The organism is Klenkia marina (assembly GCF_900101025.1).
Classification (GTDB): domain Bacteria; phylum Actinomycetota; class Actinomycetes; order Mycobacteriales; family Geodermatophilaceae; genus Klenkia; species Klenkia marina.
Genome location: NZ_FMUH01000006.1, coordinates 161977 through 182979, shown reverse-complemented (window position 1 = coordinate 182979; position 21003 = coordinate 161977). Strand labels below are relative to the sequence as shown.

The 21003-nt window shown below is 75.7% G+C and carries 20 protein-coding genes; 8 read left to right on the top strand and 12 right to left on the bottom strand.

Annotated elements, in window-relative coordinates; all coding sequences use genetic code 11:
* The first annotated feature begins 7 nt into the window (after positions 1–7).
* Entirely contained in the window at positions 8–697 is a 690-nt protein-coding gene (locus tag BLP29_RS17205; RefSeq protein WP_092806782.1) for an iron-dependent transcriptional repressor DtxR, read from the top strand.
* Between the two features lie 54 nt (positions 698–751).
* Complete coding sequence (locus BLP29_RS17200; RefSeq protein ID WP_243470056.1) at positions 752–2848, top strand: S9 family peptidase; 2097 nt, start codon at positions 752–754, stop codon at positions 2846–2848.
* Here BLP29_RS17200 and BLP29_RS17195 read toward each other — a convergent pair.
* The 3 genes from BLP29_RS17195 to BLP29_RS17185 form a co-directional block, all read right to left on the bottom strand.
* Complete coding sequence (locus tag BLP29_RS17195; protein WP_092806779.1) at positions 2828–3979, bottom strand: DUF4192 domain-containing protein; 1152 nt, start codon at positions 3977–3979, stop codon at positions 2828–2830. The genes BLP29_RS17200 and BLP29_RS17195 overlap by 21 nt on opposite strands.
* A 117-nt stretch (positions 3980–4096) precedes the next feature.
* Positions 4097–4858, bottom strand: a complete 762-nt coding sequence (locus BLP29_RS17190; protein ID WP_092806777.1) for a hypothetical protein — start codon at positions 4856–4858, stop codon at positions 4097–4099.
* A gap of 58 nt (positions 4859–4916) precedes the next feature.
* Complete coding sequence (locus tag BLP29_RS17185; protein WP_092806775.1) at positions 4917–5624, bottom strand: hypothetical protein; 708 nt, start codon at positions 5622–5624, stop codon at positions 4917–4919.
* Positions 5625–5681: 57 nt separating this feature from the next.
* Between BLP29_RS17185 and BLP29_RS17180 the strand changes: the two genes are divergently transcribed.
* Genes BLP29_RS17180 through BLP29_RS17165 form a run of 4 tightly spaced genes read left to right on the top strand, consistent with a single transcriptional unit; the run spans position 5682 to position 8942 of the window.
* Positions 5682–6917: a glycosyltransferase family 4 protein gene (locus BLP29_RS17180; protein WP_092806773.1), complete on the top strand. Its 1236-nt coding sequence runs from the start codon at positions 5682–5684 to the stop codon at positions 6915–6917.
* Positions 6911–7621, top strand: coding sequence for a class I SAM-dependent methyltransferase (locus tag BLP29_RS17175; RefSeq protein WP_092806771.1), 711 nt, complete (start codon positions 6911–6913; stop codon positions 7619–7621). Before BLP29_RS17180 ends, BLP29_RS17175 begins: the two co-directional genes overlap by 7 nt.
* A complete protein-coding gene (locus BLP29_RS17170; protein WP_243470055.1) occupies positions 7618–8646 on the top strand; it encodes a prenyltransferase in 1029 nt (342 codons plus the stop codon). The genes BLP29_RS17175 and BLP29_RS17170 overlap by 4 nt, the downstream gene beginning before the upstream one ends.
* Positions 8643–8942: a hypothetical protein gene (locus tag BLP29_RS17165; protein WP_207798565.1), complete on the top strand. Its 300-nt coding sequence runs from the start codon at positions 8643–8645 to the stop codon at positions 8940–8942. Before BLP29_RS17170 ends, BLP29_RS17165 begins: the two co-directional genes overlap by 4 nt.
* A 2-nt stretch (positions 8943–8944) precedes the next feature.
* Here the strand turns inward: BLP29_RS17165 and BLP29_RS17160 are convergent, their stop codons facing one another.
* The 5 genes from BLP29_RS17160 to BLP29_RS17140 all read right to left on the bottom strand — a co-directional run bounded on the left by BLP29_RS17160 (position 8945) and on the right by BLP29_RS17140 (position 13542).
* Positions 8945–9277, bottom strand: coding sequence for a TraR/DksA family transcriptional regulator (locus BLP29_RS17160; protein ID WP_092806769.1), 333 nt, complete (start codon positions 9275–9277; stop codon positions 8945–8947).
* A gap of 21 nt (positions 9278–9298) precedes the next feature.
* Positions 9299–9919, bottom strand: coding sequence for a class I SAM-dependent methyltransferase (locus BLP29_RS17155; protein ID WP_243470054.1), 621 nt, complete (start codon positions 9917–9919; stop codon positions 9299–9301).
* Positions 9916–11169, bottom strand: coding sequence for a YibE/F family protein (locus BLP29_RS17150; protein ID WP_243470053.1), 1254 nt, complete (start codon positions 11167–11169; stop codon positions 9916–9918). The genes BLP29_RS17155 and BLP29_RS17150 overlap by 4 nt, the downstream gene beginning before the upstream one ends.
* Positions 11170–11179: 10 nt before the next feature.
* Entirely contained in the window at positions 11180–12382 is a 1203-nt protein-coding gene (locus BLP29_RS17145; RefSeq protein ID WP_092806767.1) for a M20 metallopeptidase family protein, read from the bottom strand.
* A gap of 62 nt (positions 12383–12444) precedes the next feature.
* On the bottom strand, positions 12445–13542 hold the full coding sequence (locus BLP29_RS17140; RefSeq protein ID WP_092806765.1) for an amidohydrolase family protein: 1098 nt from the start codon (positions 13540–13542) through the stop codon (positions 12445–12447).
* Positions 13543–13567: 25 nt separating this feature from the next.
* On the opposite strand from BLP29_RS17140, the gene BLP29_RS17135 reads away from it, so the two are divergent.
* Complete coding sequence (locus tag BLP29_RS17135; RefSeq protein WP_092806763.1) at positions 13568–14443, top strand: oxidoreductase; 876 nt, start codon at positions 13568–13570, stop codon at positions 14441–14443.
* Here BLP29_RS17135 and BLP29_RS17130 read toward each other — a convergent pair.
* Complete coding sequence (locus tag BLP29_RS17130) at positions 14433–15701, bottom strand: FAD-dependent oxidoreductase (protein WP_165839424.1); 1269 nt, start codon at positions 15699–15701, stop codon at positions 14433–14435. The genes BLP29_RS17135 and BLP29_RS17130 overlap by 11 nt on opposite strands.
* Before the next feature lie 77 nt (positions 15702–15778).
* On the opposite strand from BLP29_RS17130, the gene BLP29_RS17125 reads away from it, so the two are divergent.
* Positions 15779–16345, top strand: a complete 567-nt coding sequence (locus tag BLP29_RS17125; RefSeq protein WP_243470052.1) for a TetR/AcrR family transcriptional regulator — start codon at positions 15779–15781, stop codon at positions 16343–16345.
* A 118-nt stretch (positions 16346–16463) separates the two neighbouring features.
* Here the strand turns inward: BLP29_RS17125 and BLP29_RS17120 are convergent, their stop codons facing one another.
* From BLP29_RS17120 to BLP29_RS17110, 3 genes are all read right to left on the bottom strand, one after another.
* Positions 16464–17576 (bottom strand): epoxide hydrolase family protein, encoded by a 1113-nt coding sequence (locus BLP29_RS17120; RefSeq protein WP_092806757.1) that lies wholly within the window; start codon positions 17574–17576, stop codon positions 16464–16466.
* Between the two features lie 108 nt (positions 17577–17684).
* Positions 17685–19184, bottom strand: coding sequence for an APC family permease (locus BLP29_RS17115; protein WP_207798564.1), 1500 nt, complete (start codon positions 19182–19184; stop codon positions 17685–17687).
* A gap of 112 nt (positions 19185–19296) precedes the next feature.
* Positions 19297–20988, bottom strand: coding sequence for a thiamine pyrophosphate-binding protein (locus BLP29_RS17110; protein WP_165839423.1), 1692 nt, complete (start codon positions 20986–20988; stop codon positions 19297–19299).
* Positions 20989–21003: the final 15 nt, after the last annotated feature.

The following is a 21003-nucleotide window of genomic DNA, read 5'->3' as shown; positions in this document are numbered from 1 at the left end:
GCCTGGCGTGAACGACCTCATCGACACCACCGAGATGTACCTGCGGACGATCTTCGAGCTGGAGGAGGAGGGCATCACGCCCCTGCGCGCCCGCATCGCCGAGCGCCTGCACCAGAGCGGCCCCACCGTCAGCCAGACCGTGGCCCGCATGGAGCGCGACGGCCTGCTCTCGGTCGAGGGCGACCGGCACCTCGCGCTGTCGGAGGAGGGTCGGGCCCTGGCCACCGCGGTCATGCGCAAGCACCGGCTGGCCGAGTGCCTGCTCGTCGACGTCATCGGGCTGGACTACGCCGACGTGCACGAGGAGGCCTGCCGCTGGGAGCACGTGATGAGCGAGGCCGTCGAGCGCAAGCTGCTCACCCTGCTCGGCAACCCGCAGGTGTCCCCGTTCGGGAACCCGATCCCCGGCCTGGCCGAGCTCGGCGCGACCACCACCTCGCAGCCCGACGCCCTGCAGCTGCTCTCGACCGCCGCAACCCCCGAGGGCGCCCCGGTCGTGGTGCGCCGCATCAGCGAGCAGCTGCAGGAGCACCAGGACCTGCTGCGCTCGCTGGCCGACCAGGGCGTGCGGCCGGGCACGACCGTGCGGGCCACCCTGGTGAACGGCTCGGTGAGCATCGACGGCACGGTGCTGCCGACCGGGGTCGCGCAGCACGTGTTCGTCGCCCCCGCGGAGGAGACGGTGCCGGTCGGCTGAGCCCTGGGCGGAATCCTTCGCCCGGCTCACGATCTCGGCACTAGGCTCGGCTGCGTGACGCAGCCACCGCAGGACGCACCGGTCGACGCCCCCGTGGGCATGGTCGACGAGATCACCGCCCAACCGCTGGACGCCGGCACCCCGTTCGGCCGGCTGGCCGACGTCATGGCGGTGCCCCGCCTGTCCGGGCTGGCGCTGTCGGCCGACGGCACCCGGCTGGTGACGTCCGTGGCGACGCTCTCGCCCGACCGCACCGCGTGGCGGACGGCGCTGTGGGAGCTCGACCCGACCGGCCGGCGCGACGCACGGCGCCTGACGCGCAGCAGCCCCGGTGAGTCCTCCCCCGTCTTCGCCCCCGACGGCAGCCTGCTGTTCACCTCCGCCCGGCCCGACCCCGACGCCGGCAAGGACGCCGGCGAGCCCACGCCGGCGCTCTGGGCGCTGGACGCCGCCGGCGGCGAGGCGCGGCTGGTGCTCCGCCGCCGGCACGGCATCGCCGGCGTGTCCGTCGCCGCAGACACCGGCGACGTCGTGGTGGTGGCCTCGACCACGCCGGGCGCGGCCGACGACGAGGCCGACGCCGCCCGGCGCAGCGCCCGCAAGGACGCCGGCGTGACGGCGATCCTGCACGAGAGCTACCCGGTGCGGTACTGGGACCACGACCTGGGCCCGGCCGTGCCGCACGCCCTGTTCGTCGGGCAGCTCCCCGCCGAGGGGGCCGAGGGCACCTGGCGTGACCTCACCCCCGACGCCGGTCCGCCGAACGGCTCGGGCTCCGACGTCGCGCTCTCCCCCGACGGCCGGTGGCTGGCCCGCGCCGAGGAGGTGCCCGACGGCCCGGCCTCGTGGCGCAACCGGCTGGTGGTCACCGACACCGCCACCGGGGAGACCCGGGTGCTCGTGGACGACGGGGCCGCCGACCTCGGTTCGCCGGCCTGGTCGCCGGACTCGACGCAGGTGGTGTGCGTCCGCGAGTCCACCACCACGCAGGCCGAACCGCCGGACTACACGCTCCTGCTGGTCGACGTCGCCGCCGGCTCCAGCAGCGACCTCACCGCCGGGTTCGACCGCTGGCCGTCGGCCCCGCAGTTCGCCGCCGACGGGGAGGCCGTGTACTTCCTGGCCGACGACGACGGCCGGCACGCGGTGTTCCGGGTCGTGCCGGGCCAGGCCCCGGTGCGGCTGACCCGCGACGGCGCCTACTCCGACCTGCAGGTCGCCCGCGACGGCTCGGCCCTCTACGCGCTGCGGTCGGCCTTCGACCACCCGTCGGCCCCGGTGCGCCTGGACCCGCGGGCCACCGACCAGCAGCCCGACCCGTTGCCCAACCCGGGCACGGTGCCCGAGCTGCCCGGCACCCTGCGCGAGCTGCGGGCCACCGCGCCCGACGGCGTCGAGGTGCAGTCGTGGCTGGTGCTGCCCTCCGGGGCATCCGCCACCTCGCCGGCTCCGCTGCTGCTGTGGATCCACGGTGGCCCGCTCATGAGCTGGAACTCCTGGTCGTGGCGGTGGCTGCCGTGGGTCATGGCCGCCCAGGGCTACGCGGTGCTGCTGCCCAACCCGGCCCTGTCGCAGGGCTTCGGGCAGGACTTCGTCCGCCGTGGCTGGGGCAGCTGGGGCGGGGCGCCCTACACCGACCTCATGGCCGCCACCGACGCCGCGGTCGAGCTGCCGGAGGTCGACGGCACCCGCACGGCGGCGATGGGTGGTTCGTTCGGCGGCTACATGGCCAACTGGGTGGCCACCCAGACCGACCGTTTCGACGCGATCGTGACCCACGCCAGCCTGTGGCACCTCGACGGGTTCATCGGCGCGACGGACGCGGCCTACTACTGGGAGAAGGAGTTCGGCGACCCGCTGACCTCGCCGGCGCGCTACGAGCAGAACTCGCCGCACCGCTTCGCCGACGCCATCACCACGCCGGTGCTGGTGATCCACGGCGACAAGGACTACCGCGTGCCGATCGGCGAGGGCCTGCGGCTCTGGTACGACCTGCAGAAGCGCGGGGTGCCCTCGAAGTTCCTCTACTTCCCCGACGAGAACCACTGGGTGCTCTCCCCCGGCAACGCGGTGGTCTGGTACGAAACGGTGCTGGCCTTCCTCTCCGAGCACGTGCTCGGGCAGGGCTGGTCACGCCCCGAGCTGCTCTGAGGCTCCCGCGCCGGCCTGCTCGCCGGCCCGGGTGAGCAGGCCGCGCAGGGCCGACGGCGGGAAGCCGGTGTGCAGGGCCCGCTCCAGCAGCCGGGCCAGCGTGCAGGCGGGTTGGCTGTCCAGCGCCCGGGACAGCGCGATGGCGGCCGTGGCGCCGTCCCCGCGGACGTGCGCGGCGGCGGCCAGCAGCGTGGCCGGCGTGGCGTCCAGGGGCACCGGCAGCCGCCGGACCAGCTCGGTCCACACGGCCTCGGCGGCCGACGCCGAGGGTCCGGCCGAGAGCCTCAGTGCCCGGTCGCGCACCTCGATCGCGGTCACCGCCCACCCCAGCCGGGCGACCTCGACGTCGGTGAGCGCCGCCGTCGTGCCCGGCCGGTGCCGGGCGACGGCCTCCAGCACCCGTCGCCAGGACCGCTCGGCCAGCCGGTCCCAGCCCAGCCGGCGCAGGTCGTCGGCCTGCTCGACGCCCACCTGGGCGCAGGCCCGGCCCATGGCCAGCAGGGCGGCCCCGGTGGGCGGGGCCAGGCGGGTGACCACCTCGTCGCGGTCGGCGGCCACGGCCCGTCCATCCAGCACGGTGGCCGCCGCCAGTCGGCTGGTGCCACCGGGCAGCACCTCCCCTGCGCCGGGGTCGCAGCAGGCGTCGGGGCAGTCGTAGTCCCAGCAGCGTCCGGCGCGCACCAGCAGCGTGTGCAGCAGCGGGACCCCCGCGCCGGCCAGCACCCGGGCCACCTCGCCCACGACGGCACGGCCCGGCAGGTCGGTGCTCGTGCGCAGCGCCCGGAGCTCGACGGCGTCCAGCTCGTCGACCCGGCGGTCGAGCAGGTCCGCCCCCGCCTCGACCGGTGCGGGGACGTCGTCGGCCTCGGTGACCACCAGTGCCGCGACTGCGGCCGGCCGGCTCGGACCCAGCCGGGCGACGGCCTCGGCGACCACGTCGGCGGCCGGGCCGGGCGCGGGCAGGTCGACCCGCAGGGTGACGCCGACCCGCGCCTCGTGGTCGCCGGTCAGCGCGACCAGCACCAGGGACTCGTGCGGGACGAAGCCGATGAGGTACGGCAGCGCCGCGGCCAGCTCGGCACCGCCGGCGAGGGTGATGGGGAGGTCGTCCGGGGACGCGTGGGGAGCCATGCCGGCACGATGCCGCGCGGTACGGCGCCGCGGATCCGCTCGGGCACCGCCTGTGGATCGGGCCCCCCGATGTGGACGACGGCGAGCGGGATGTCGGTGCCGCCTGCTAGGCCGCCGTCAGTCGAGCTGCTCGGCCTGGTAGTCGTAGGCCTGCTGCAGCAGCGCGGCGAAGGACGCGGGGTCGAGCGTGCCGCCCACGGTGGTGCTGAGCAGGGTGACCGCGCGGTCGCCGTCCCGCACCACGCCCACCTGCGCCGGGATGGCCAGCTGCGTGCCGTCCGGCCCGGTCACGGTGGTGGTGTAGCTCAGCGCTGCCGAGCCGTCGCCGATGTCGGGCACGTCGAGCACGGCGAAGGTGATCGTGGCGGTGCCGATCTCGGGCGAGGTGACCGTGGCCTGCGGGCAGCTCTGCACCGCCGACGCCAGGTCCGCCGCGGGGTCACCCGGGGCACCCTCGGTGATCACCTGCACGGTGATGGTCGTGCCGGTGGTGCCGGTGGTGGCGGCCTGCGCCGCGAAGCCGTCGAGGTCCTCGACGGAGGGCTGGCTCTTCTGCACCGCCGCCGCGCACGCCTCCGGGGTGACGGTGGCACCGTCCAGGCTCCCGGCCGCGCTGCCGGCGGCGACGTCCGCCTCGGTCACCGGGGCCACCGTGGCGCCGGCCCCGAAGGCGTCCTCCGGGAGCAACCCCGCGCTCAGGTCACCCGACCCGCTCGACCCGCCCGACGAGCTCGGCGCGGACGAGCTGCTGCTCGACGAGGACGAACCGCCCTCGCCGGTCGGGGACGGCGACGCCGTGCCCTCGACGGTGGAGCTGCACCCGGCGAGGAGGAGACCGGCGGCGGCGAGGGCGAACGGGGCGCGGCGGATCGGCTTCACCGGGCCATCCGACCACGGATGCCCGCGGCCCGCCCGCAGTGCCCGCCCCGCGGGCGCGTCAGTCCAGCGTGTCCGCGGCGTGCTGGTGCGCCTGGGCCAGCAGCGCCTCGAACGCAGCCCGGTCGGGCGCGGTGCCCAGCCCCGCGGTCCCCAGGGCGAGCATGCGCTCGCCGTCGGAGACCACGCCGACCAGCGCCGCGCCGGTGAGGGGCGGACCCTCGCCGCGGGTCACCGACACGGTCACGGGGACGACGGCCGCGGCGTCGCCGAGGGCCGGCTCGGTGACGGCGCCGAACGTGACCACGGCCTGGCCCTGCGGGCCGTCGACCGTCGCCGTGGGGCAGGCCGCCACCGCGTCGGTCAGGGTGCCCACGACGGTGGCGGCCGGCCCGCCGGTGCCCAGGAGCTCGGCGGTGCCGCCGAGACCGCTGCGGGTGTACTGCCCCGCGGCGTCGTCGACGTCGGCCGGGTCGCCGAGGGCGGTGCGGGCCACCTCGAGGGCGTCGGTGCACGCGGTCGGGGTCACGGTGTACTGCGCGGGGTCCACCTGGTGGTCGTGGCCCAGAGCGGCGGTGACATCGCCGGGGGTCACCTGCGTGACCGCGCCGCCGCCGGGGGCGAACTGCGCGGCCGGCAGCAGCCCGTCGGCCAGCGGCACGGCCTCCTGGGTGGCGGCGGCCGGGGTGACCGCGGTGTCGGCGGCGCCGCACCCGGCCAGCAGCAACGACGCGGAGGCGGTGGCGACGAGGAGCGGGGTGCGGCGCATCACCCCACGGTAGGCGCTCGCGCAGAGCTGTCGCACGCGCTGGCTACAGTCCGCGGCATGGGACGGTCGCTGCGCATCGCACTGCTGTCCTACCGCTCCAAGCCGCACAGCGGGGGCCAGGGCGTCTACGTGCGGGCGCTGTCCCGTGAGCTGCGCGAGCTGGGTCACCGGGTCGAGGTGGTCAGCGGCCAGCCCTACCCCGAGCTCGACCCCGGCGTCCCGCTCACCCGGCTGCCCAGCCTCGACCTCTACCGCGAGCCCGACCCGTTCCGGCGCCCGCACCGCAGCGAGTTCCGCGACTGGGTCGACGTCGCCGAGTACGCCGCCATGTGCACCGCGGCGTTCCCCGAGCCGCTCACCTTCTCGCTGCGGGCCGCCGGCATGCTGCGCGCGCGCCGGGGGGAGTTCGACGTCGTCCACGACAACCAGTGCCTGGGGTACGGCCTGCTGCGCACCGGGCTGCCCACCGTGGCCACCGTCCACCACCCCGTCGCCGTCGACCGCGACCTCGAGCTGGCCGCCGCCGGGTTCCGCCGCTCGATCACGCTGCGCCGCTGGTACGCCTTCACCCGCATGCAGGCCCGCGTCGCCCGCCGGCTGCCGGCGATCACCACCGTGTCGGCCAGCTCGCAGCGCGACATCGAGCGGCTGATGGGGGTGCCGGCGGCCCGCACCGAGGTCATCCCGGTGGGCATCGACCCCGGGGTCTTCTCCCCCGCCGACGGGCCGCGCGACGCCGACCACGTCGTGGTGACCACCTCGGCCGACGTCCCGCTCAAGGGGCTGGTGCCGCTGCTCGAGGCCCTCGCCAAGCTGCGCACCGAGCGTGAGGTGCGGCTGACCGTCGTCGGCTCGGCGCGCCCGGGTGGGCCGGCCGCCTCGACCGTCGAGCGGCTGTCGCTGGCCGACGCGGTGCGGTTCACCGGTCCGCTGCCGCAGTCCGAGCTGGTCGGGTTGCTGCAGCGGGCGACCGTCGCCGTCGTCCCGTCGTTGTACGAGGGCTTCTCCCTGCCCGCGGTCGAGGCCATGGCCTGCGCGACGCCGCTGGTGACCACCGACGCCGGGGCCCTGCCCGAGGTGGTCGGGTCGCACGCGGCCGTGCAGGTGCCCGCCGGCGACGTCGACCGCCTGGCCGGCGCCCTGGGCCTCGTGCTCGACCAGCCCCGGTTGCAGGAGCAGCTGGGCCGGGCCGGGCGGGCCCGGGTGCTCGAGCACTTCACCTGGCGCTCCACCGCCGAGCGCACCGCCGCCTGGTACGAGCGGGTGCTGGCCGGGAGTCCGGTGCCGTGCTGACCGTCGACTACGACCGGCTCGACGTCCGAGCCGGGCACACCGTGCTCGACCTGGGCTGCGGCGAGGGCCGGCACGCCTTCGAGGCCTACCGGCGCGGCGCCCGGGTGGTCGCCCTGGACTGGGGGCGCGACGAGGTCGCCACCACCCAGCACTGGCTGGGGGCGATCGGGGCGGCGGGCGAGGCGCCGGTCGGGGCCTCCGCGACCGCCGTGCGCGGCGACCTGCTGCACCTCCCGGTGCCCACGGGCTCGGTCGACCGGGTGATCGCCTCCGAGGTGCTCGAGCACATCCCCGACGACGCGACCGCCTTCGCCGAGATCGCCCGGGTGCTCAAGCCCGGCGGCCGCGTGGCGGTGACCGTGCCGCGGTACGGCCCCGAGCGCGTGTGCTGGGCCCTGTCGGACGCCTACCACGCCAACGAGGGCGGGCACATCCGCATCTACCGGCAGACCGAGGTGCGCGAGCGGTTGGCCGCGGCCGGCCTCGTGCCGGGCTCGAGCCACCACGCCCACGCGCTGCACGCGCCGTACTGGTGGCTCAAGTGCGCGGTCGGCGTCGACCGCGACGTCGCGCCCGTGCGCGCCTACCACCGCCTGCTGGTCTGGGACCTGGTGCACCGGCCCTGGGCGACCCGGGCCGCCGAGACGGTGCTCGACCCGGTCATCGGCAAGAGCCTCGTCGTCTACGCGACCAAGCCCTGGTGACCCTGCTGCCCGAGGTGCCCGGCGTGCTGTCCGGGGACCAGGTGGCCGCCACGGTCGCCGCGATCGCCGCGGAGCAGGCCCCCGACGGCATGCTGCCGTGGTGGCGCGGTGGCCAGCTCGACGCCTGGGACGCCGTCGAGGCCGCGATGGCCCTGACGGTCGGCGGCCGGGTCGAGGAGGCCGCCGCCGCGCTCGACTGGCTCGGCGCCCGGCAGCTGCCCTCGGGCGGTTTCCCCTCCCAGTGGCGGGACGGCGCGGTGACCGCCCCGGGCGTCGAGGCCAACCACGCCGGCTACCTGGCCGTCGGCGCCCTGCACCACGCCCTCGTGACGGGCACCTCCGGCACCCGGTGGTGGACCCCGGTGTCCCGGGCACTGGACCTCGTCTGCGGCATGCAGCTGCCCACCGGTGGCATCGGCTGGGCGCTGCGCCCCGACGGCACCCCCGACGACACCGCCCTGCTCACCGGCTCGTCCTCGCTGCTGCAGGCGCTGCGCTGCGGGCTCGCCCTGGCCGCCCGGGTCGGCGAGCACCGCCCGCACTGGACGGCGACCGCGGCCCGGCTGCAGGACGCGGTGGCCGACCGACCCGCGGCGTTCGCCGACCGCGCCCGGTTCTCGATGGACTGGTACTACCCCGTGCTCGGCGGCGCGCTGACCGGGCCCGCCGCGCTCGCGCGCCTGGCCGCCTCCTGGGACGCGTTCGTCGTCCCCGGGCTGGGGGTGCGCTGCGTGGCCGACCGGCCGTGGGTCACCGGCGCCGAGACCTGCGAGCTCGCGATGGCCCTGGCGGCGGCGGGCCAGCCCGACGCGGCGACCGAGCAGCTGGCCGCGATGCAGCACCTGCGCCACGACGACGGCGGCTACTGGACCGGCTACGTCTTCGCCGACGACGCCGTCTGGCCGGTCGAGCGCACCACCTGGACGGCGGCCGCCGTCGTCCTGGCCGCCGACGCGCTGGCCGGCGCGACCCCCGGTGCGGCCCTGTTCACCGACCCCGCGTTCCTGGCCGCCGAACCCCGGTGAGCGACCCGGGCGGGCTGCGGCGGGCGCTGGACTGGTCGCTCGCCGACCGGACGCGGGCCGACCGGCGGTGGACGGTCGCGCAGTGGCCCAACGCCGCGGCCTGGGCGTTCCTGGCCCTGACCCTGCTGCAGCAGGTGGCCGACGAGGGGCCGTGGGGCACCGCGGTGTTCGTCGGCACCCGTGTCGCGCTGGTGTGGTGGGCCGGCGACGAGCTGCTGCGCGGGGTCAACCCGTTCCGGCGCGGGCTCGGCGCGGTGGTGCTGGTCTCCACGGCGGTGGGCCTGCCGACCCGCTGAGGTCAGGCGTGGGCGATGCAGGTGCGGGCGGCGGGACGGGCCTGCAGGCGGGCCTCGCCGATCGGGGCGCCGCAGACCTCGCAGCGGCCGTAGCTGCCGTCGGCGACCCGGGAGACCGCGGCGTCGAGCTCGGCCAGCCGGGTGCGGGCCTGGTCGAGCACCGAGGCCAGCTGGGCCCGCTCGAACCCGATGGTCTGGCCCTCGGGGTCGTGCTCGTCGTCGGCGTTGGACCCCCGGGACGCCTCGACGACGGAGGCGTAGTCGGCCGTGAGCGCGGCGATCTGCTCGCGGGTCTCGGCGCGGGCCCGGCACAGCAGCTCCTCGGGGGCGGTCATCGCCCCATCGTGCCCGCCTGCTCAGCGGTCGCGGCGCAGCAGGCGCAGCGAACCGGTGCCCGGCAGCTCGGTGAACTCCCCCGTGGCCATCGCCCGCTGGTGGACCCCGAACGGTGCCTGGCCGCCGTCGGCGGGGTCGGGGAACACGTCGTGGATCGCCAGGGTGCCGCCGACGGCGAGCTTCCCGACCCAGGCGTCCTGGTCGCGGCGGGCGCTCTCCTCGGTGTGCGACCCGTCGAGGAACAGCAGCGCGAGCGGCGTCGTCCAGAGGGGGGCGAGGACTTCGGAGCGGGCGACGACCGCGACGACGACGCCCTCGGCGGGGTGCACCGTGCGCCGGAACGACGGCAGCGTGTCCAGCAGCCCCGTGCCCGGGTCGACCAGCTCGGGCTGGTGGTACTCCCAGCCGGGCTGGTGCTCCTCGGAACCGCGGTGGTGGTCGACGGTGACCACCGTGCGGCCGGTCTGCACGGCCGCCGCGGCCAGGTACAGCGCGGACTTGCCCATCCAGCTGCCGATCTCCAGCAGCGGTCCGGGCACCCCGACGGCCAGGGCGGCCTCGTGCAGCGCCCGGCCCTCGTCGGGCGGCATGAAGCCCGGGGCGGCAGCAGCCGCGGCGAGCAGCTCGTCGGCCCGGCTCACCGGCCCAACCTCGCCAGCAGCTTCGGCGCCGGCTTGTCGCCGGCGGCCTTGGCGAAGAACGCGCCGGCCGCCGTCGTCACCGGGACGGCGAGCACCAGCGCGATGGCGCCGACCAGCGTGCGGATGACCTCCTCGCCCACCTGGGTGCCGGTGAGCACGGTCCACAGCGGCCGGTCGTAGATCTCGATGAGCAGCAGCACGGGCAGCGAGGCGCCCGCGTAGGCGAAGACGATCGTGTAGATGGTCGAGGCGATGTGGTCGCGGCCCACCGTCATGCCCCGGGCGAACAGCTGCCGGGCGGTCATCGTGGGGTCGACCTCGTGCAGCTGCCAGATCGCCGACGCCTGCGTGATGGTCACGTCGTTGAGCACGCCGAGCCCGGCGACCGTGATGCCGGCCAGCAGCAGACCGGAGAAGTCGAGCGTCGGGTCGTAGGTGAGCAGCTGGACGGTCTCCTCGCTGCTGAACCCGAGCAGCTTGGCCGCCGACACCGACACCGCGCCCAGCACGGCGACCAGGATCAGCCCGAACAGCGTGCCGATGAGCGCGGTCGTCGTCCGGGCGCTGAACCCGTGCGCCAGGTACAGGACGACGAACATGATCGCCGCGCTGCCCACCAGCGTGACCAGGGTCGGCGACTCCTCGGTCAGGATCCCGGGCAGGATGAACTGCAGCAGGACGACGAACGCGACGCCCAGCCCGACCAGGGCCGCGATGCCGCGCAGCCGGGCCACGGCCGCGACCACCAGCACGAAGGCCAGCGCCAGCGTGATGATCGGGGTGTCGCGCTGGAAGTCCGAGAACTGGTAGCTGGCGTCGCCGGTCGTGGTGTCGATCGTGCGGGTCAGCACGAACCCGTCGCCCTGCTCGACGTCGGTGGCCACCACCTCGGCCGGCAGGTCGACCGACACGAAGTCGCCCTCGCCGTCGCCCTCGGTCACCTCGACCACCGCGGTGCCGCAGGTCAGCTGCTGGCCCGAGGCCGATCCGTCGGAGCAGTCGTAGGTCTGCAGCGACTGCACCGTGGCGTCGGGGTAGGTGGTGCCCGGCGGCTGGAACGACTCGGCGGCCTGCTGGGCACGCGAGGCGTCGCCCGAGGGCCACAGCGCGATCAACCCCACGACCGTCGCCAGCGCGATCGGGACGAGCACCAGCAGCATCAGCCAGGTGGCCCGGCGGCGGCGGGTGAGGATCTCGGGGGTCGGCGGGGTCTCGTCGTCGTGGACGTGCGAGTGGGAGTGGGCCGGCACGTCGGTCAGGCTAGGTGCCGATCAGCTCGGCACCCGCGAGGTACCCGGCCAGCAGCGCCGTGGCCACCTGGCCCACGGCGTCGTCGCCGGGCAGGAACCGGGGCGAGTGCAGGCCCGGACGGCGACCGCGGTCGTCGGCCGGTCCGCCGTCGACCCCGAGGAAGAGCATCAGCCCGCGCGCGTCGGCGCAGTAGTGGCTGAAGTCGTCGGCGCCGAACGAGCGCCAGGTGTCGTCGACGGCCACCCCGGCCCGCTCGAGCCACGGCAGCGCCGCACGGGCCAGCTCGGCGTCGTTCTCCAGCACCGGCTCGTTGCTCTCGGTGTGCACCTCCGCCGTGCAGCCGTACGCCGCCGCGGTGTGCTCGGCGACCTCGCTCAGCGCGGTGAGCAGCGCCGTCCGGTCGCTCTCGCGCATGACCCGCAGGCCCCCGCGGGCGCGGGCGGTGACGGGGACGACGTTGAAGCTGCTCCCGGCGTCCAGCTGCGTCACGGCCAAGACGGCGCCGACGGTCGGGTCCACCCGCCGGCTCACCAGCTGCTGCAGGTTCACCACGACCGCGGCCAGGGCGAGCACCGGGTCGTGCGTGGTGTGCGGGTAGCCGCCGTGGCCGCCGTGCCCGGTGACGGTGATCGTGAACTCGTCGGTGGCGGCGTTGACCGGGCCGGGCGTGGCGTTGACCACGCCGGCGGCCAGCGCCGGCTGCACGTGCGCGGCGACGACGGCGGTGACCTGCTCCTGCGCGAGCAGCCCGGACCCCACGACGTCCCGGGCGCCCGACGGCGCGGACTCCTCGCGCGGCTGCAGCAGCGCCAGCAGCGGCGCGGGCCCCCCGACCCGGGCCACCGCCCGGCACACCGCGACCAGCCCGGCGAGGTGGGCGTCGTGGCCGCAGGCGTGCATGACCCCGCCGGTGGACGCCCAGTCGATGCCGGTCCGCTCCTGCACGGCGAGCCCGTCGAGCTCGGCGCGGAGCGCGACGGTGGGCCCGGAGGCGGTGCCGCCGGCTGGCCGGATGCGCACCAGGCGACCGGTGCCGGCGACCTCGCGGCCCTCGCCCTGCCCCAGCGCCGCGACCACGGCGGCGGCGGTGTCGGCCTCGTCGCCGGAGCGGCGGGGGTCGGCGTGCAGGGCGTGCCGCAGGTCGACCGCGGCCGGCAGCTCCTCGAGGACGGCGGCGTGCAGGCGGTCGTACCAGCTGTCGAGGTCGGTCACCCCGCCATGGTGCCGGTGGCCCGGTGCGCGGGCGTCACGGGCGGGGGGTCACGGGCGGGGCGTCACAGGCGGTAGGCCCGGCGGGCGTTCTCGGCGCCGACCAGCCGGGCGACCCGGTGGGCGTCTGCCGCCGTCCAGGCGCCGTCGTCCGTGCCCTGCTGCAGGTACCCGGCCAGTCCGCGGCGGAAGAGCTCCGTGCCGAGCAGGTACAGCTCGGCGAGGCCGAAGGCGTCGGAGGAGAACAGCACCTTGCCGAAGGGCGCCAGCTCCAGCAGCTCGGGGATCAGCGCGGCCGAGCGGGCGCCCAGGTTGTGGGTGGCCAGGCCGACGTCGACGAAGACGTGGCCGAACACCTGGGCCAGGAAGCCGGCGTTGCGGTGGAACGGGTAGGTGTGCAGCAGCATGATCGGCACGCCGTGCGGCTCGGTGGCCCGCAGCAGGTCGGTCATGAGCAGCGGGTCGCCGCGGTGCAGGTCGGTGTCGGCGTCGCCGTACCCGATGTGGAACTGGACCGGCATCTGCAGGTCGATGCCCGACCAGACGAGGAACTCGTGCAGCACCGGGTCGGCCACCCGGGTGCTGCCCGACCGCAGCAACCGGTCGGCCGCGGCCACGACCTGGACGTCGGTGGGGCGCTGCCCGCCCAGGGACAGCCCGGCCCGGTAGGCGGCGATCGACTTGACCCCGACGGCCGTGGCGCAGCGGCGGGCCAGCTCGGTGCGGAACCGCTCCGGGAACGACCCGGCACCGTCCTCGAGCACCTCGGCGGCGACCAGCTCGAGACGCACGACCTCGTGCCCGCGCCCGCCGGTCAGCGCGGCCAGCTCGGTCGGGGTGGTGATCGGCTCGGGCAGGTAGCCGGTGTCGACCAGGAAGGTCTGCGTGCCGGCGGCCGCCATCATCCGGCGGTTGACCTCGGTAGCGCCCAGCTCGGCGCGGCGGGCGAGGTAGGCGTCGGGGTCGGCGTGCGGCTCGAGGTCGAGCACCGGCGGGCAGAACCGGCGCAGCGCGAACCCGATCTGGGAGTCGAACAGCGACCCACCCAGCGCGCTCGGCGCGGCGGCCTCGGTCATGAGCGACTCGAACTCCGGCCGGTCGAGGTCCCGGGTGACCAGGCCGTGGCAGTGGTGGTCGACGAGGTCGAGCTCGGAGAGGTCCACGGGCGCATCCTCCTACCGTGGTGGCATGAGCACCCCGTGGAGCACCGCCGACATCCCTTCCCAGGCCGGCCGCACGGCCGTCGTCACGGGGGCCAACTCGGGCCTGGGCCTGGCCACCGCCCGCGCGCTGGCCTCCGCCGGGGCGCACGTCGTGCTCGCCGTCCGGGACGTGGGCCGCGGTTCGGCCGCGGCGAGCTCGATCAGCGGGGACGTCGAGGTGCGCCGGCTCGACCTGGCCGACCTCTCCTCGGTGCGGGAGTTCGCCGACGCGTGGACCGGCGACCTGGACCTGCTGGTCAACAACGCCGGGATCATGATGGTGCCGGCCGGGCGCACCGCCGACGGCTTCGAGCTGCAGTTCGGCACCAACCACCTGGGCCACTTCGCGCTGACCAACCTGCTGCTGCCGCACGTCACCGACCGGGTCGTCACCGTCTCCTCGGGCCTGCACCGCAGCGGCACGATCGTGCTCGACGACCTCAACTGGGAGCGGCGCCCCTACTCGGACACCGGCGCCTACGGGGCGTCGAAGCTGGCCAACCTGCTGTTCGCCCTGGAACTGCAGCGCCGGCTCACCGCCGCCGGCTCGACCGTGCGCTCGATGGCCGCACACCCCGGGTACGCCGCCACCAACCTGCAGTCGCACACCGGGAACCGGCTCAAGGACGCCGTCATGAAGGTGAGCAACCGGTTCGTCGCCCAGTCCGACGCCGACGGCGCGCTGCCCACCCTCTTCGCGGCCACCGCCGACCTGCCCGGCGGCAGCTACGCCGGCCCGTCGGGGTTCCAGGAGATGCGCGGGGCCCCGACGCTGGTCGGCCGCTCGCGCGCGGCCTCCGACGTCCAGCTCGCGAAGGACCTGTGGACGGCGTCCGAACGCCTCACCGGCATCACCGGCTGACCGCGGCGACGTAGCCGTCGGGGCGGACGACGAGGCTCGGGCCGCCGTCCGTCCGGTCGGCGGCGGGGACGGTCACGAACCCGGCTGACCGCTGACGCTCGGCGAGGCGGGGACCCCGGAGCGGGACACCGGCCGCACGGGTGCCGACCGGACCGGGTCCCGGGTAGCGGATCGCGATGCCGGAGAAGATCCCGGCGCCGCGACGGGCGACCGGCGGCAGCCTCAGCACCCCGCGCAGCGCGACCGCCCGAGCGACCCGGCCGCGCACGCCGCCCAGCGTCATCAGCCGGATGGTCGGCCCGCTCGACCGCAGCACCGTGCGACCGACCGGGTGGCGTTCGCGCTCGTAGCCGTCGAGGTCGTCGGTGGCCAGCCGCCAGCCGAGGTCGAAGGCGTCCTGGATGCCGGTGTTCATGCCCTGTCCCCCTGCGGGTGAGTGCACGTGCGCGGCGTCGCCGGCCAGGAACACCCGCCCGGCGCGGTAGGTGGGCGCCTGCCGCTCGTCGCTGGCGAACCGCGAGCTCCACCGGACCTCGCCCAGCGGCAGTCCGAACACCCGGTCGAGCAGCCCGGCCACCTCGGCTGCGTCCACCGGAGCGTCGGTGGCCGGCTGGCGCCGACGGTCCCAGCCGATGAGCCGGAACCAGCCGTCGCCGAACGGGGCGAGGAAGCCGAAGCCGTGCTCGTCGACGTCCACCCGCAGGTCACCGGGCGGCAGGTCGAGCCGGACGTCGGCCAGCACCACCGAGCGCAGCACCGACCGGCCCGGGAAGCCGATCCCGGTCAGCTGCCGCACCGTGCTGTGCACGCCGTCGGCGCCCACCGCGTACCGGGCGCGCCAGGTGCGGTCACCGGCGGTGACGGTGACGCCGTCGTCGTCCTGCTCGAGGCCGGTCACGCGCACGCCGCGCTCGACCTGGACACCGCTGTCGCGGGCCCACCGCTCGAGCAGCCGGTCGACGTGCACCTGCGGGGTCATGAGCACGAAGGGGAAGCGGGTCGGCAGGTGCGACAGGTCGATGCCGGCGCGGCCGACGAGCTGCAGCCGGTCGACCGGGGTGCCGGTGGCGACCAGCTCGTCGGCGAGACCGCGGCTGTCGAGCTGCTCGAGGGTGCGGGCGTGCACGCCGAAGGCCCGCGACAGCGGGCTCGGTGCCTCGTGCCGGTCGAGCAGGGTCACCCGCGCGCCCGTGCGGGCGACCTCGGCGGCCACCGCGCAGCCGGTAGGCCCGGCCCCCACCACCACGACGTAGTCCATGGCCCGCCTCCGTGTCATCGCTCGATGACTCCGAGGCTAGCTTCCGTGTCAACGATCGATGACCTAGCCTCACCTCCGTGTCCACGAGCGATGACATGCCTGCTCGGCCCCGCGACGGCGCCGCGACCCAGCAGCACCTGCTGGCCGCCGCGCGGCGCCGGTTCGCCGCCGACGGCTACGACCGGACGACGATCCGCGCGGTGGCCGGCGACGTCGGCGTCGACGCCGCGCTGGTCATCCGGTACTTCGGCAGCAAGGAGGGCTTGTTCACCCGGGCCGCCGACCTCGACCTGGGGCTGCCCGACCTGACCGGCGTGCGGGCCGGCGACCTCTCGAAGGTCCTGGTGGGCCGCTTCTTCGCGGTGTGGGAGGACGACCCCACGTTCCTGGCGCTGCTGCGGGCGGCCGCCACCAGCGACGTGGCGGCCGAGGCGATGCGGGGGGTGTTCGCCCGGCAGGTGGGTCCAGCGCTGGCCGCGGTCACCGACGACCGCGCCCCCGAGCGCGCCGCCCTGGTCGCCGCCACCGTGCTCGGCTTCGCGATGGCTCGCTACGTGCTGCGCTTGCCACCCCTGGTGGACATGACCCGCGACCGGGCCGAGGCCTGGCTCGGCCCGACGTTGCGTCACTACCTGCTGGACTGAGCACCGAGCGCGCGACTGCGGTGGTCCCGGTGGCCGGGAGACCACCGCAACCGTGCAGTCGGGGGTCTCGACCGAAGAGCGGCGCGTCTGCGTCGTCCCCGGGTCCCCTCGAGCGCGATCAGCCGTCAGTCGGTGCGCCGGGCCAGACCTGGGCCAGGAACCTCCGGAGCTCGTCCACCAGGAGGTCGGGGACCTCGATGCCGGGGAAGTGGCCGCCGCGGGGCAGCTCGGTCCACGACACCAGGTTGACCGCAGGCTCCACCGCCGCGCGCACCGGCAGGCGCAGGTCGTGCGGCAGCACGCACACCCCCGTCGGCACGGTGGTCGACCACTCGTCGCCCGGGTGCGCCCGGCGCTCCCAGTACAGCTGGGACGACGACCCCGCCGTGCCGGTGAACCAGTAGACCGCCACGTTCGCCAGCACCAGGTCCAGCAGCTGCGGCCCGAGCACGTCGGACGCCGGGTCGGTCCAGTCGCGGAACCGCTCGGCGATCCAGGCCAGCTGCCCGACCGGGGAGTCGGTGAGCCCGTAGGCAAGCGACAGCGGCTTGGTGGCCTGCGTCTTGAAGTACCCCGAGAGCTCCTCGGCGTACCGGCGCGCCCGCTCGGCCGCCCGCTCGTCACCGCCGTCCGCCGGCTCGAGACCGTTCGTCATCGTCACGTGGATCCCGGCCACGTGGTCGGGGTCCACGACGGCGAGGTCGCGCGCCACCCGCGAACCCCAGTCCCCGCCGTGGGCCACGTAGCGGGTGTACCCCAACCGGGCCATGAGCTCGGCGACGGCGGCGGCCATGCGCTGCGACGTCCAGCCGCCGGTCGGGGTCGGCCCGGAGAACCCGTACCCGGGCAGCGACGGGACGACGACGTGCGCGGTCCCCGACAGCGGACCGATGACCCGCAGGAACTCCACCACCGACCCCGGCCACCCGTGCAGCAGCACCACCACGGGCGCGTCCTCACGTGCAGCCCGCACGTGGACGGCGTGGATGCGGGTGCCGTCGATCGTGGTCGCGACCTGGGGGAAGGCGTTGAGCGCGGCCTCGTGCTCGCGCCAGTCCCACGCGCCGGACCAGTGCTCGACGAGCCGGCGCACCTCGTCCTGGGTGATGCCGCGCTCGCCGTCGAGGTCCTGGGCGGGGGCCCAGCGGGTGCGGGCCAGCCGCAGGCGGAGGTCGTCGACCTCCGCCTGCGGCACCTCGACGCGGAACGGGACGACGTCGCTGTCGGTCATGGCACGACCCTGCCCGCTGCCCTGCCGCCCCGCCCGCCGGAGGTCCTCGGGGCGCAGCTCGTGCTCTGCGCACCCAGGCGACGCAGAGCACGACCGGTGCCCCGAGGACTACCGAACCGGCTGCCGGTCGCCCAGCTCGGCGGCCATCAGCGCCTGGCCGGCCCGTCGCGCGACCGCCGGCACCGCCAGGACGACGACCAGACCGGCCAGCAGCCACACCCCGGCCACCACCGGGAACCAGAACGGCGCCCCGTCGGCGTAGGCCGGGTACGGGACGACGTTGCGCACGATCGTGTAGCCGAGCACCACCAGCGCCGCGACCGGGACGACCACCTGCCACATCGGCACGTGCGGCATCCGGCGCTGCACGAACACCAGGCGGATCGCCCCGACCGTGGTGAGCACGTAGGCCACGAGCAGGATCAGCGTGCCGATCGTGCCCGACCAGAAGAACGTGTCGCCGGCCTCGGCGCCGAACACCAGCGCGCTCACCAGCACGATCAGCCCCATCACGACGACCGAGGCGAGGGCGGCCCGGGCCGGCACGCCCTCCCCGTTGACCGCGGCCAGGCCCGATGCCGAACGGCCGGCCGGAGCGGTGTCGCGGGCGAAGGCGAAGACCAGCCGCGAGGCGCCGACCACGCAGGCCAGGCAGCAGCCGAAGGCGCTGATCGCCGCACCCAGGGTGATGACGTCGCCGATCCAGGAGCCGATGTAGGCGGTGCCGATGTCGCCCAGCAGCGACGGCGAGGCGGCGAACGCGGCCACCCCGGCGTCGTCGGTGCCGAAGGCCATCATCTCGACCGCGGTGACCACCACGAAGTACACGCCGCCGAACAGCGCCGTCCCGAGGATGGCGCGGGGGATGTCCCGGCGCGGGTTGCGGGCCTCCTCCCCCAGTGTCGCCGCGGCCTCGAACCCGGCGAAGGACAGGAACCCGAACACCACGCCCAGGAACACCGCCGAGAGGTCGGTGCCCGGCGCGACGGTGAAGACGTCGAAGGTGAACGACCCGCCGCCGAAGGTCCCCTCGTCCGGCGTGGAGCCGCCGAGCAGCCGGACCAGCACGACGGCCACGATCACCAGGATCAGTGCCACGGTGACGCCCTCGACCGTGAGCAGCACGCTGGTGCCGCGCTTGGCCGGGACGACGGTGAGCAGGAAGGCGCACACCAGCGCCAGGGCGACCAGCACGAAGGGTCCCCACGCCGGCGGGTTCGGCCAGATGCCGACCTCCTGCAGGAACGCCGTCCCGAAGATGCCGGTGGCCGAGGCGGTGACCACGCCGTAGAAGCAGTAGGTGCCCAGCAACCCGAAGCCGGAGAACAGCCCGGCGCGCGGGCCGAGGGTGGCGCCGACGAAGGCGTACACCGAGCCGGCGTGCTGGAAGTGCTGGCACAGCCGCACGAACCCGTAGGCCACCAGCAGCACACCGACCGCGGCGAGCAGGAAGGCCAGCGGCACCGCCCGGCCGACCGTGCCGGCCGTGGCCTGGGGGTTGATGTTGGCCGCCATCGACGGCGCCATGAGCGCCACGGACAGGCCGATGGCCTGCCACACCGACAGCGAGCGGCGCAGGCCGCCCGTCGACTCCACCGGAACGGCCATTCGCTGCACTCCTCGCACGACGTTGCACCAGGCAACGGGAGTGTGCGGGTCGTCGGCCCCGGGCGGAAGAGGTGCGCGGGTCCGCCGCGCAGCCGTCACACAGCCGTGACGCTCAGCCCTTCGCGGCCGTGGCCAGGCGGGCGAGGGCGTCGATCATCGGCGGGGTGTCGTCGGCGTCGAGCACCGCCCGCACGACGTGCATCCGCCCGGTGTCGGCGAACGCGGCCTCCAGGGCGGCGGTCAGCTCGGCACCGGTGGTCGCCTCGGCGTAGGCGGCCCGGCCCCCGGTGAAGCCGGCGAGGAGCATCCCCCAGTCCCAGGCGGCCACGTCGTTGTAGGCCGCACGCGGTGACTGCAGCGCCCGCTCGATCGTGTAGCCGGCGTTGTCGATGAGCAGCACGACCGGGGTCAGCCCGCGGGCGGCGATGGTGGAGAGCTCCTGCACGGTCATCTGCGCCGCGCCGTCGCCGATCACCAGCACCGGACGGCGGTGGGCGTCGGCCATCCCCTGCCCGAGCACCGCGGGCAGCGCGTAGCCGATCGAGCTCCAGATCGGCTGGCCCGACAGGGTGGTGCCGGCGGGCAGGGGCAGGTCGAGCGCGCCGAACCAGGCGGTGCCGGTGTCGGCCAGCAGCGCCGTGCCGGCGGGCAGCTGCTCGGCGAGGGCGTGCCACAGCTGCGCCTGGGTGAGCTCGCCGTCCGTCGTCGGCACAGGGGCGGGGGTGGACGCGGCGGGGCGGACGAACCGCGGGCCCACCCGGCCGGCGAGCGCGCGGTCCAGCGCCGCGAGCGCGTCGGGGAGCAGCACCCGACCGCCGGGCTCGTCGCCGAACCCGGCGGTGGCCGCGGCCAGGAACGGGGTGCCGGCGTCGGGGCGGCGGTGCGAGCCGAAGCCGGTCAGCTCGGCGGTGAGCACGGTGCCCACGTGGACCACGACGTCGGCGCCGGCCACCACGTCGATCGCCGGGCCGCCGAGCATCGTGCCGGCGTAGTCCCCGGCGGAGCAGGGGTGGTCGGCGTCGAGCACGCCGCGGGCCGACACCTGGGTGACCACGGCGACGCCGTGCCGCGCGGCGAGGTCGGCCAGCTCGGCGGCCAGGCCGAAGCGCGGCACCAGCTGGCCGACCAGCAGCACCGGACGCTGCGCCTGGGCCAGCGTCGCGGTCAGCTGCTCCTCGAAGACGGCCAGCGCGGCCGGGTCGGAGACCGGCACCAGCCGCTGGGCCAGCGGTGCGGCGTCGATCTCGGCGAGCGCGAGGTCCTGCGGGACGGCGAGGTAGCCCGGCTTCCGGTGCGTGACGGCGGCCAGCAGCACGGCGTCGATCTGCTCGGCGGCGCGGTCGGCGGTGAGGGTCTCGGCGGCCATGGTGACCTCGGCGGCGGCGCGGGAGAAGTGCTCGAACTCGCCGTCGGCCAGCGTGTGGTGCACCAGGGCACCGGCCTGCACGGCCGCCCGGCGCGGGGCGCCGACGACCTGGACGAGCGGCACGTCCTCGGCGTAGGCGCCGGCGAGGGCGTTGATGACCGACAGCTCACCGACGCCGTAGGTGGTGACGACGACGCCCAGGCCACGCACCCGGGCGTAGGCGTCGGCGGCGTACCCGGCGCCGAGCTCGTTGGGCGAGCCCACCCAGGCGGGGCCACCGTCGGCGAGCCCGTCGAGCAGGTCGAGGTTGAAGTCGCCCGGGACGCCGAACAGGTGGTCCACGCCCAGCTGCCGCAGCCGGGTCGCGAGGTAGCCGGCCACGGAGACCGTGGTGGTCGGCGTGGAACCGGCAGCGGGTCGCTCGTCCAGGGCAGTCATGAGGAGAACGGTCGA

Coding starts and splice junctions, on each gene's coding strand:
- BLP29_RS17160 (WP_092806769.1), bottom strand. CDS start 9,277: ATGACCGCCCCCGAGGAGCTGCTGTGCCGGGCCCGCGCCGAGACCCGC.
- BLP29_RS17135 (WP_092806763.1), top strand. CDS start 13,568: ATGAGCACCCCGTGGAGCACCGCCGACATCCCTTCCCAGGCCGGCCGC.
- BLP29_RS17115 (WP_207798564.1), bottom strand. CDS start 19,184: ATGGCCGTTCCGGTGGAGTCGACGGGCGGCCTGCGCCGCTCGCTGTCG.
- BLP29_RS17110 (WP_165839423.1), bottom strand. CDS start 20,988: ATGACTGCCCTGGACGAGCGACCCGCTGCCGGTTCCACGCCGACCACC.
- BLP29_RS17180 (WP_092806773.1), top strand. CDS start 5,682: ATGGGACGGTCGCTGCGCATCGCACTGCTGTCCTACCGCTCCAAGCCG.
- BLP29_RS17185 (WP_092806775.1), bottom strand. CDS start 5,624: ATGCGCCGCACCCCGCTCCTCGTCGCCACCGCCTCCGCGTCGTTGCTG.
- BLP29_RS17130 (WP_165839424.1), bottom strand. CDS start 15,701: ATGGACTACGTCGTGGTGGTGGGGGCCGGGCCTACCGGCTGCGCGGTG.
- BLP29_RS17120 (WP_092806757.1), bottom strand. CDS start 17,576: ATGACCGACAGCGACGTCGTCCCGTTCCGCGTCGAGGTGCCGCAGGCG.
- BLP29_RS17195 (WP_092806779.1), bottom strand. CDS start 3,979: ATGGCTCCCCACGCGTCCCCGGACGACCTCCCCATCACCCTCGCCGGC.